Below are 11746 nucleotides of genomic sequence, written 5' to 3'. Positions count from 1 at the left end.
AATATTTGTTATTTCGAAATATAACGAATTAACTCACTTAAAAAAACTTAAAAGATAATGTAATGAAAAACAAACAACTTAGATCCCTGTTATGCATATTGTGCATGTTACCTTTAATAGCATGGGGGCAAAACAACCAAATAACAGGAAAGGTTACCGATCAAGAAGGGATGCCACTACCCGGGGCTACCATTATTGAAAAGAACACAAACAATGGAACTACATCCGATTTTGACGGAAACTTCAGCCTGTCAATTTCAGCACGGCAAACCACTTTAGAGGTTTCTTTTATAGGTTTTAAAACCCAGGAAGTCGCTGCAACAGCAAATAGCCCCGTACAGGTTGCACTGACTGCCGAAACAAACACACTTAACGAAGTTGTGGTTACTGCACTGGGAATTAAAAGGGAAGAAAAAAAGCTTGGGTTTTCACAGGCCACTGTCTCATCCGACAACCTCTCGCAAACGGTGCCAAACAACTGGTCTTCCGGATTAAAAGGGAAAGTGGCCGGGCTCAACATTGTATCGTCGGGATCCGGGCCTATTAATTCGCAACAAATAACATTAAGGGGCAATAATTCCCTTAACCCTAATGGCAACAATGCATTAATTGTAGTTGACGGAGTTCCCGTAAGTAGTGAAATGACAACCTCGGGATCATCCTCTGCATATACCGGAGATGATTCGCCCATAGATTACGGTAATGGTATTTCCGACTTAAACCTTGAAGATATAGAAAGCGTTACCGTCCTTAAAGGGCCGGGGGCAACGGCTTTATACGGAAGCAGGGCCGCAAATGGCGCTTTAATTATTACCACAAAATCGGGGACAAAAAAACAAGGCTTGGGCATTACATACAACTCCAACCTAAGCCTGGATGTTATTCAAAGATGGCCGGACTGGCAATACAAATATGGACAGGGAACGGGAAAGAGTTTTGATGACGACGGAAATCCGTATTACTCCTACGGAAGTTCGCAAGATGGAAACAACACTGGAAGCACCAGTAGTGCATGGGGACCAGAATTCAATGGTCAGGATTTTTATCAATACGACCCAACAATAGAAGGACAGGGGGCCCAAAGAACGCCTTGGAAACCATACAAAGACAACAGGAAGGATTTTTGGAAAATGGGCACGACCATCAACAACAATGTATCCATTCAAGGCGGGGGCGAAAACGGTTCCATGCGGGCATCAATTGGGCATTCAAAAAACGAATGGATCATGCCAAATACCGGTTTTGAAAGGATTACCGCCTCTGTTAACGGGAACTACCAAGTTTCTAAAAGCGTGAAAATAGGTACGGTAATTAACTATAACAACCGGAACAGCGACAATCTCCCAAGCACGGGCTACAACAATGGTTCAATAGCCTATTTTATGATTTTCCAAAATCCGAATGTCGACTTGGATTGGTACCGCCCTATTTGGCAGGATGGCCAGGAAAACATTCAGCAAATACAACCTTTCAGCTCGTATATCGACAATCCGTACCTTATTGCATACGAAGCCACCAACTCCCTTGAAAGCAACCAGATTGTAGGAAATATATATGCCAACTTCCAAATAACACCCGATCTGGAACTTATGGTGCGTTCTTCCTTGAACACATACCGCCAAGATAGAGAACAACACAGGCCATATAGTATAAACCGTTATGCAAAGGGTTATTTTGAAAACCAGGATATATGGAAGCAGGAAATAAACAACGATTTCCTATTGACCTACAATAAAGAACTATCCAAGAAATTTTCATTATCTGCTTCTCTTGGCGGAAACCAACGGGATTACAAATACAGACGGACCGATGCCTCTGTAGAAGGACTGGTAGTGCCGGGCGTATACAAGCTTTCCAACGGCGTAAACAATCCAGTGATTCAAACTTACGACAGCAATAAAAAAGTAAATAGCTTGTACGGCCTATTGTCTTTATCGTTCAACAATAAAATCTACTTGGACCTTACCGGAAGAAATGACTGGTCCAGCACACTGCCCGTTCAAAACAATTCTTTCTTTTATCCTTCTGCAAACGCAAGTTTTATAGTTTCTGATATTTTTAACTTACCCGATGCCATTGATTTTCTAAAATACCGCTTTTCTTTCGCCCAGGTAGGAAATGACACAGACCCCTATAAAACCAGTAAGTATTATAGTCAAAACGAGTTTCCGAGCGCCGCTACCGTACCGACCACCTTGTACAATGGCAATTTTAAACCAGAAATTACCACCAGCTACGAAACTGGTTTCGAATCCAGGCTTTTTAATAATAGGATTAATTTAGAAGCTACCATATACCAAACAGTTACAAAAAACCAGATCCTTTCCGTTCCCCTTGACATAACAACCGGGTACAGCTCCGGAGTGCTAAACTCGGGGGAGGTTAGAAACCGCGGGGTAGAACTTACCCTAACGGGAAAAATCATGAAATCTGACAAGTTTAAATGGAGCTCAACCTTAATTTGGTCCAGAAACTGGAACCGTGTTATGGAATTAGCCGACGGCATTGAAGGACAACAGGAAATAGGGTCCGGAGGCCAGGCAACACTTATAGCCAAAGAAGGCGGGACAACCACTGCCATATATGGCTACGGGTTCGTGCGGTCTCCCGATGGGCGTATTGTTTATGATGATGGAGGCCTGCCTGCATATCCCGATGAAATTCAATACATAGGAGATGCCAGCCCTGATTGGGAAGCGGGCTTAAGCAATAATTTCAAAATAGGAAATGTTAATGTAAACATCATGATGGCGGGGCAATATGGAGGCATTATCTACTCGCAAACACACCACAAGCTTACAGAGCAAGGAAAGCTTGCCTCAACTTTCTACGGAAGGGATACAGGTTTTATTGTGGGCGACGGTGTTGTAGATAATGGCGATGGCACCTATTCTGAAAATACAACGGAAGTAGTGACACCAGATTGGTACACAAGATACTACAGAAGGGCCAATGTCGAATCTAATTCTTTTGATGCCTCTTATATTAAATTACGGGAAATAAACCTTTCTTACGATTTTCCCAGCAAATGGCTAGACAATACAGGAATAAGATCGTTGAACATAGGTGTTTTTGGAAGAAACCTTGCCGTAATATCCGATTTTCCTATTTACGACCCCGAAACGGCCGCACTAAACGGCAACACTATTTTACCGGGGATTGAAATGGGACAAATGCCTTCACCGGCCACTTATGGTTTTAGTTTAAAAGTTAACCTATAAAACAACTACAATGAAAAATATAAAATATATCATATTTTGTCTTGCCGCTTATATAATGGCAGGTTGCACGAGTGATTTTGAAGAAGTAAACACAGACCCGAACCTCATTTCAGAAATAAGCCCGGGAACCCTAATAAACCCTATTATTTACGGTCTTGCAACACATAATGCAGATAGAAGTGCCAGCATTACTTTCGACCTGATGCAAGTCTCGTTGCCTTTTCCAAGTGTTTCCGGTGGGCTTCATCGCTACGATGTCAGCCAAAACATAGGAAATTCATCTTGGTACTGGTACTACAGATGGCTAAACAATATCGACGAAATGAAAGAAGCGGCAATTTCTGCGGAAGATGCCAACTACGAGGCCATTGCTTTAACTTTAAACGCATGGGTATATGCCAATTTAACCGATCTTTTCGGCCCTGTTCCCATGACAGAAGCCAGCAAAGGAGAAGAAGGTATATTGTACCCGGCATTTGACTCGCAAGAATCTATATATCAAACCATTCTGGACGACCTGGAAAAAGCCAATGCAATGTATGAAACAGATGAAGACATGATCTATGCGGAAGACATTCTATTTTTTAATGATGTTATGAAATGGAAAAAATTTACCAATTCGCTCCACATGAGATTGTTGCTTAGGATTTCCAACAAAACGGAAACCAATGCCTTCCAAAAATTAACCGCCATGATTAACAACCCCAGTAAATATCCTGTATTTGAAAGTACAGACGAGTCGGCTATACTTCAGGTAACTGGCGTAACACCAAATGTTTCTCCGTGGGGAAGACCACAGGATTTTCGGTTGAACGTAAAAGTTGCTTCATTTTTTCTTGATAACTTGAATCAATTTGAAGATCCCAGAAGACCTTTTATAGCCACCTTGGCTCATGACGAAAACAATGAGGAGATTGGTTACAAAGGTATCCCCAGTGCATATTCAGGGCCAGAGTCGCAATTTGATTATGATGCATCTACCTTTAATATAGAACAAGTAGAAAACCCCATGCAGATATTCTTGTTAACGTATGCAGAGGTCGAGTTTATTAAAGCCGAAGTAGCCCAAAGGGGATTTATCGACAATGCAGAAACTCATTATGAAAACGGCGTTAAAGCAGCTATCGAACAAATCGGGGCCGAAGTTGAAGATTCTATTTTCGACAATCCAGATGTGGCATACAATGGAAGTTTGGAACAAATCATGCTTCAGAAATATTATGCCCTCTATTTTACCGACTATCAACAATGGTTTGAATACAGACGTACAGGGCTACCGGTTTTGCCTACCACTGATGCCATGCAGAACAACGCCATGATGCCTTCCCGTTTTTATTACCCATCGGATGTTCAGATAAACAATCAGGCAAATTATCAAGAAGCCGTCGAGATGTTGGGCGGACCCGATGATATTAACACCAAGGTTTGGTGGGACGAATAATCAAATTATTTAAATACGCCTTATAAATAAAAAAACATCAATATAAAACCGCTCTGTAGCTTGGGATGTCAAAACAGTTGGTTTTCCATCAACCAGAAAAACATTTCACCAGGCTTGGGGCGGTAACATAAGTTTCAATCTTTTAAACATATTCATTCAACATACATATTCAACAGGAAAAATGAACCTTACTAAACTTATAAAAAAAAATTTCATTTATGCAATTGCCGGAACAGCCTTATTTTTAATAAGTTGTAGCGAAAATGCAACAAATCCCACCATTGCACATCGGGGGGCATGGAAAAAACAACAATTGCCCGAAAATTCAATAGCATCGTTAAAGCATGCCATAAACTTGGGGTGTTACGGCTCTGAATTTGATGTCCACCTAACAAAAGACAACATAATGGTTGTTAATCACGACAAGGATTTTCAGGGACTGGACATTGAAACATCAACATACAAAGAACTACTTTCCAAATCGCTTTCCAACGGGGAAAAAATACCAACGTTAAAAGCATATTTAGAAGAAGGGCTCAAGCAACACAAAACAAAACTCATATTAGAAATTAAAACTGCGCCTTCGGGGAAGCAACGCACTCTTAAACTAACAAAAATGGCAGTCGACATGGTCCATGAATTAAACGGATCCGAGATGGTTGAATATATCTGTTTTGATTATGATGCCGGAAAATTGGTCCATCAATTGGATGCCAATGCGCCAGTTGCATACCTTAAAGGAGATATTGCGCCCAACAAGGCAAAATTGGATGGTTACACAGGCATTGATTACAACATAAATGTATTTAGGGAGCATCCTGAATGGGTAAAAGAAGCCCATGACGAAAAAATGACCGTGAACGTATGGACCGTTAACAATGCTGAAGACATGAAGGAGATGCTGAAACTAGAAGCAGATTTTATAACTACCGATGCGCCCGAAAAGCTTATGGGAATTACCCAATAAACCATTTATAAGATGAAAAGTCGAAAAACCCCCATACAGACAAACTTTATTTTTTTACTATTTTTCTGCTGTTTTTTATCGATAAATGCTCAGGTTTATCAAAAAATACCCCAATGGGATGAGGAGATCAATACAAGCATAAAAAACTACCTCGATTCAACCATGTCCCAAACAGGAAGAAAAGTGGCCGTTTTTGACTGCGACGGGACCCTTTTTGGTCAAGCGCCATATTATTTAGCCGATGAAGCCCTATTTGCTTATGCCATGGAACATTATAAAGGCAAAAAAGATTCCCTTTCGGTTTCCAAAATGGCCATAGTAGATTCTTTATTGCACGGCGATAACCAAGGAACCGATTATGTAAAGCGAAGGATAAATTTTTTAGCAGGGCTTCCCGTGAGCGAAGTAGAAACAATGGGCATGAATGCCTATAAAGAAAAGTACGGGCAGAAATTCTATCCAGAAATGAAGCAATTCCTTTTAAACCTTAAAGAATTTGGTTTTGAGGTATGGGTTATCACTGCCTCACCCGAAGTGCTCTATCAAAGATTTGTAAATGAAGAACTTGGAATTCCTAAAAATAGGATTATAGGGGTTAAGTCTGTTATTTCAAATGGCATTCTTACCGATCAACTTGTATACCCTATCCCGCAGGAAGAAGGCAAGGCAAAAACCATTGAAACCTTTATAAAAGCAAGCCCCATGATAGTTGGTGGGAACAGCAGGGGAGATCTGGAGATGATGGAGCGCTCCACCGGAATTAAAATTATTGTAAACCCAAACGACCAAAAAATCTATTCGGAAACCAATGTGCGGGAATTAAACGGTAAAACCCTAAAAACTTTTTGGACACAACATCACGCAATTGAAGTCCCATGTAAAGACACCGTTAATGCAAAGACACATTACGTTTCCAGGGCATGGAACGTAAAAATAAACTCTTCTCATTAAACAAAAGAATTAGTTAGATTATGTTAGCTTAGTTAGCCAAATACGGTTGGAGGATCTTTTTCCAGTGCAAATAACCAATTTCATTGAGATGAAGTCCTTCATCCGTATATTTAGCGTCCAACCTATCTTCATTATCCAAAAACAACGGATATAAATCAATCAAGGTCACACTATATTTATCAGCCAATTCTTTTATCCCTTTATTTACCTCAAGAATATGATTGTCCTTATGGTAATGCCTTTCATAAGCTTTAAAATTACTATTCACCGGAAGGATTGTTTCCACAAACAATCTGGTATGGGGGGATTTGCTTTGAATGTGCTGTATTATCTTTTCATAATTATCTAAAATTACACTGTCTGGAAAATTGCGCGAAATATCATTAATGCCAATAAGCATAAATATCTTTTCGGGCTTGCCCTCGGTTATTTCATCCAACCTTTCCAGAACTCCAAAAGTTGTATCTCCAGATATTCCCCTGTTACGTGCATTGGGAAGCTCTAGCAATTCATTCCAATGTGCCCTTGCCGTTATACTGTTTCCTAAAAATACAATATCATTTGGATTGTCTGCATAGCTTTTAAATTGACGAACCTGAACATTGTATGTTTTAGGCCTATACGTAGTATCTATGGTTTTATTTTGCGCATTTAACATGCAAAAACTTAAAGTAATAAGAACAATACAATAGTATCTTTTTGTTTTCATAGTAAATAAAATAATGTAAAAAAAGAAATAATACGTAATATAAAGAAACTTTATAGAACCTGCGTCAATAAATTATTTTTTATTTTATTAATTGAAGGGATTTTGATTAATGGGAAGTGTTTTGTAACTATTTTCAAGCAACATTTTTTAACCTTTTTTATAAGCTATTTTAATAATAAGGACACACTATGTTGATATTGCTATTGCAAAAAAGAATGGTAAATATCGAAAAAAATCGTACTGTTTTTAAACAATGGTTACCTTTATTCCGTAATCTTCCAAGGCATTTTTGGTGAAATCAGAGATGCCTTCATCGGTAATTATTTCATCAATATGATCAAAGCCGCAAATCTTTCCAAACCCTCGTTTTCCAAATTTTGTGGAATCGGTCAACACAATGGTTTTTTGGGACACATGAATCATTTGCCTGTTTAAGTGTGCTTCCATGACATTTGCGGTGGTCAATCCAAAATCGAGGTCAATCCCGTCAACTCCTAAAAAAAATTTGCTACAAGAAAAATCGGCCAGATTGTTTTCTGCATATAGTCCTGTAACAGACGAAGACCTTTTTCTAAGCACGCCCCCCAATTGAATAACCTCGATTTCAAGGTGCTTATTTAATTCTAGGGCTACGTTTAAGGCAGATGTTATGACCGTTAAATTTTCTTTTGGTTCTATTTTTTTTGCCAATGCCAATACCGTTGTACCGGAGCCTATTAAAATAGAGTCATTGGCCGTAATGAGCTTTGATGCTGCCAGGCCAATGCTCATTTTTTCGTCCAAGTGAATCTTTTCCTTTTCGCTAACATGCTTATCGGTAGCATAAGGGTTATGCAATGTAGCGCCACCATGAACCCTGTATAGCAACCCTTTTTCTTCCAAAAACTTCAAATCTTTTCTTGCCGTAACAGGAGAAACATCCATTTTATCGCATATATATTGAACTTTGATCTGACCTTCTTGGTTAATTTTTTCAAGTATACTTTTGTGTCTGTCGATAGTACTCATGCAATAAATTTTATTTAAAATATATGGGAGGTAAAAATCTATGTAAGAAATTACAAAGATAATTATCTAAAAATATAAAAAATAAAATTAGCTTTTAATTTTGCATTATAAAATAGTATTGAAATCATTAATTAACTCAATATGTTTATGCATTCTTATCGACATTGAAAAATTATTGCCAAGGTTATGTAATATTCAATTGTAAACTATCAAAAACAAAAAACTACTTACTATTTATTTATTGGGTATATGTAATAGCTATATTCACAATTAACCGGCTTTAACCGGTACTTTTCGTATGTTCTTCTTCCCCAGCTATTATCACCGGCCACGCCCATCTGCTTATAATCTATGTTCAGGCTTATTAAATCCCTGGGGATTATATCTGTGGTATGCCGTTGTTGCTTTTTTTCCCCGGCATCAAAGTCCGATATATAATTATGATGGGCACTGAAGGATATGGTCGGCACCCCCGAAAACAACAAGCCAATGCCTTCTTCATTAGTCAATTTAACCCAGCGGTTGTCGGTCCGGTATCCATTTTCCTGTGGGCGACTGTACGGAAAGTACAAGTCCTTTACTTTGGCCTTGTATATACCCATAAAAGCCGATTGCCTGCGGTCCCAATAGTTTTCATGAGGCCCTCTCCCATACCATTCTACATTGTTATATTCCTTGGGCAATATAATGTTCATCCCAAATCTTGGCAACTCCGAAAGTCCTTGCTTTTTTTCTTCAGGTGTTGCGCTATCTTCCCATCCGAACATAAATTTATTGTCTACCTTAATCCTACCATCGCCATAAATAGTATATACTGTTCTATAAGTTGAATAAACTTCGGCTATATTGTATAAAATTTCTAACGAAACATTTTCTTTAGATGCGTTTAAAATTTTACAGGAGCTAATTTTGTAATGCTCTGAAGCCTTTTTCCATTTATGCCCCCTTTTCGGCAATCCATTTCCAAAATCATTATCGGTTGCAGCACGCCAAAAGTTTATTTTAGGCCCGCGTTGTATCAGTTCATATCCATTAACCTTATACGAACTTAACAGCCCGTTCTTTTTGTCAAATTCAACAGAAAAACGCTGGTTAAAAATCTTGATTTTTTCTCCATCTTCTTCTATCCGAGGTTTTTCTCCCCTTAGTGAAGAAGCCACTTGTATTTTTGCGTATTCAACTCCACGGTTTAGTTTTATCTGTTTACGCGCAATTATATATTCATGGGGGACCAAGCCTTTTTGTTTTATCGTCTTTACGTAAAAATTTATATAATATTCTTTTGATTTGCTTAAGGAATTGGCAAGATCCGGTACGGTAAAGGAAATGGATTTTTGGGGTGCCACATCAAAACTTTTCAACATGCCTTGCTTTACGCCCACTCCATTTTCGATAAGCTCGTAACCAAAGGCATATTCTTTTAAGTTTGTAAAAAAGAACCTGTTCTTAACCTCAAAGGTATAATTAAGAGTTTCTTTTAAAGTAAAATCAATATTTTGATAAATATCTTTTACCTCAAATAATGCCGGATGCGGTGACCTGTCTGGGTTAACCAATCCGTTCATACAAAAATTACCGTCGTTATGATACTGGCTTGGGGCAAAATCTCCACCATAGGCCCAATATTTTGTACCGGAATTATCTGTTTTAACCAATCCCTGATCTACCCAATCCCATATAAATCCTCCTTGATGTTGCGGGTGTTTATACACGTAATTCCACAGGTCGATCAAATTCCCGCTACTATTTCCCATTGCATGTGCATATTCGCACCATATAAAAGGCCGGTCGGGATATTTGCCTATGTAATTTTTATCGATATCCTCTAAACTTGCGTACATCCATGCGATAATATCGGTGTGCCGCTCTTTAAAATTTTCCCCCAGCTCTGCACGTTCGTAATGAACGGGCCTAGATGCATCGCGGTTTTTAATCCATTTATAATTATTTACAAATGCGGGACCATCGCCAGCTTCGTTCCCCATGGACCATACAATAACCGATGGATGGTTTTTATCCCGCTCGACCATCCTGTATATTCTATCGTGGTGCATCTTTTCAAATTCCGGCTTGTTAGCAGGGGTTTTGTCTTCATCATAACCAAAGCCATGGCTTTCTATATTAGCTTCATCATAAACATACAGACCATAGGTATCGCACAACTCATACCAATAAGGGTCGTTTGGATAATGTGAAGTCCTCACGGCGTTGATATTATTTTGTTTCATGAGCCGAATGTCCCTCAGCATGCTCTCTTTGGAAATTACGTGCCCTGTATACTCATCGTGCTCGTGCCTGTTAACACCTTTAAGTATAATAGGCTGCCCGTTAACCAAAAGATTTCCGCCTTTTATTTCCACATTTCTAAAGCCCACTTTATTGCTGGTCGACATCAGAACCTCACCTTCCGCTTTTAAAGTGATAACCGACGTATATAATTCTGGTGATTCGGCACTCCAGGGCTTAACATTCTTTAGTTCATATGCGAAATAAACAGAATCGTTGCCTTCACCTTTAATCATCAACTGCTTTTCTTCCCTGTACAAAACCTCTTCTTCATCCCAAAGGGTAACTTCTATGGCACATCCATTTTTGCTTTTCGATGTATTCTTCAGCAGTATGTTTGCCGAATACATCCCCAAAGTATAACTTTGGCCTAAAGATGCCGCTATAAAAAAATCCTTGATGCTTATTTTAGGTTTTGCATACAGGTATACATCGCGTTCTATCCCGCTTAAACGCCAGAAATCCTGATCTTGTAAATAACTGGCATCCGACCAGCGATAAACCTCAACGGCCAAATCGTTTTCGCCTTTTTTCAAATATGGCGTAACGTTAAATTCCGCTGGGGTTTTTGCCCCTTCACTATAACCTACTTTTTTACCGTTTACCCATACGTAAAAGGCACTGTTTACGCCGCCAAAATATAAATAAACGTCTTTCCCGTTCCAAGTTTTCGGAATTGTAAATTTCCTTTTGTACGAGCCTACCGGGTTATAAGAATTATTAACATACGGTGGGTTTATGGGAAAGGGATATTCAATATTTGTATAGAGCGGAAAATCATAGCCTTGCAATTGCCAATCTCCCGGCACTTGAATATCCTCCCAGTTATCAACATTAAAATCCATTTGATGAAATGTCGTTGGGCGGTCTTGAGGTTTACTGGAAAAATGAAATTTCCATGCTCCGTTCAACAATTTATAGTTTTCGGATTTTTCAAAATCATTTTTCTTTGCTTCCTCTAGGGAATTATATACATAAAAAGTTGCATGTGGCTCTTCCCTATTGACAGAGACAACGGACAGGTCCTCCCATTCTGGGTGTTTTTGGGAAAAGCCATATAATGCTGATAGCAAGGTTAGCATTATGATTTTAATGTTGGGTGGTAATGTGGTCATGTATTTTGTATGTTTTCAATAATTAATAATGTGGAACCAAATTAATTA

At 38.9% G+C, this 11746-nt stretch carries 7 protein-coding genes; 4 read left to right on the top strand and 3 right to left on the bottom strand.

Annotated elements, in window-relative coordinates:
• Positions 1-62: 62 nt before the first annotated feature.
• The 4 genes from UXI14_RS03020 (at position 63) to UXI14_RS03005 (ending at position 6580) form a co-directional block, all read left to right on the top strand.
• A complete protein-coding gene (locus tag UXI14_RS03020; protein WP_335964765.1) occupies positions 63-3221 on the top strand; it encodes a SusC/RagA family TonB-linked outer membrane protein in 3159 nt (1052 codons plus the stop codon).
• Between the two features lie 10 nt (positions 3222-3231).
• Complete coding sequence (locus UXI14_RS03015; RefSeq protein ID WP_335964764.1) at positions 3232-4662, top strand: SusD/RagB family nutrient-binding outer membrane lipoprotein; 1431 nt, start codon at positions 3232-3234, stop codon at positions 4660-4662.
• A 181-nt stretch (positions 4663-4843) separates the two neighbouring features.
• A complete protein-coding gene (locus tag UXI14_RS03010) occupies positions 4844-5629 on the top strand; it encodes a glycerophosphodiester phosphodiesterase family protein (protein ID WP_335964763.1) in 786 nt (261 codons plus the stop codon).
• 12 nt (positions 5630-5641) lie between these two features.
• A complete protein-coding gene (locus tag UXI14_RS03005) occupies positions 5642-6580 on the top strand; it encodes a haloacid dehalogenase-like hydrolase (protein ID WP_335964762.1) in 939 nt (312 codons plus the stop codon).
• Between the two features lie 28 nt (positions 6581-6608).
• On the opposite strand, the gene UXI14_RS03000 is transcribed toward UXI14_RS03005, so the two are convergent.
• From UXI14_RS03000 to UXI14_RS02990, 3 genes are all read right to left on the bottom strand, one after another.
• A complete protein-coding gene (locus UXI14_RS03000; RefSeq protein ID WP_335964761.1) occupies positions 6609-7289 on the bottom strand; it encodes a GDSL-type esterase/lipase family protein in 681 nt (226 codons plus the stop codon).
• A gap of 246 nt (positions 7290-7535) precedes the next feature.
• Entirely contained in the window at positions 7536-8297 is a 762-nt protein-coding gene (locus UXI14_RS02995) for a DeoR/GlpR family DNA-binding transcription regulator (protein ID WP_335964760.1), read from the bottom strand.
• A 230-nt stretch (positions 8298-8527) separates the two neighbouring features.
• Positions 8528-11698, bottom strand: coding sequence for a glycoside hydrolase family 2 TIM barrel-domain containing protein (locus UXI14_RS02990; RefSeq protein ID WP_335964759.1), 3171 nt, complete (start codon positions 11696-11698; stop codon positions 8528-8530).
• Positions 11699-11746 lie beyond the last annotated feature (48 nt).

The organism is Galbibacter sp. PAP.153 (genome assembly GCF_037029175.1).
Lineage (GTDB): Bacteria > Bacteroidota > Bacteroidia > Flavobacteriales > Flavobacteriaceae > Galbibacter > Galbibacter pacificus.
This window is presented reverse-complemented; position numbering and strand designations above follow the sequence as displayed.

What these genes read in the sequence shown, in the direction of transcription:
- UXI14_RS02990 (WP_335964759.1), bottom strand. Translation starts at nt 11,698, where the DNA reads ATGACCACATTACCACCCAACATTAAAATCATAATGCTAACCTTGCTA.
- UXI14_RS03010 (WP_335964763.1), top strand. Translation starts at nt 4,844, where the DNA reads ATGAACCTTACTAAACTTATAAAAAAAAATTTCATTTATGCAATTGCC.
- UXI14_RS03020 (WP_335964765.1), top strand. Translation starts at nt 63, where the DNA reads ATGAAAAACAAACAACTTAGATCCCTGTTATGCATATTGTGCATGTTA.
- UXI14_RS03000 (WP_335964761.1), bottom strand. Translation starts at nt 7,289, where the DNA reads ATGAAAACAAAAAGATACTATTGTATTGTTCTTATTACTTTAAGTTTT.
- UXI14_RS03005 (WP_335964762.1), top strand. Translation starts at nt 5,642, where the DNA reads ATGAAAAGTCGAAAAACCCCCATACAGACAAACTTTATTTTTTTACTA.
- UXI14_RS03015 (WP_335964764.1), top strand. Translation starts at nt 3,232, where the DNA reads ATGAAAAATATAAAATATATCATATTTTGTCTTGCCGCTTATATAATG.
- UXI14_RS02995 (WP_335964760.1), bottom strand. Translation starts at nt 8,297, where the DNA reads ATGAGTACTATCGACAGACACAAAAGTATACTTGAAAAAATTAACCAA.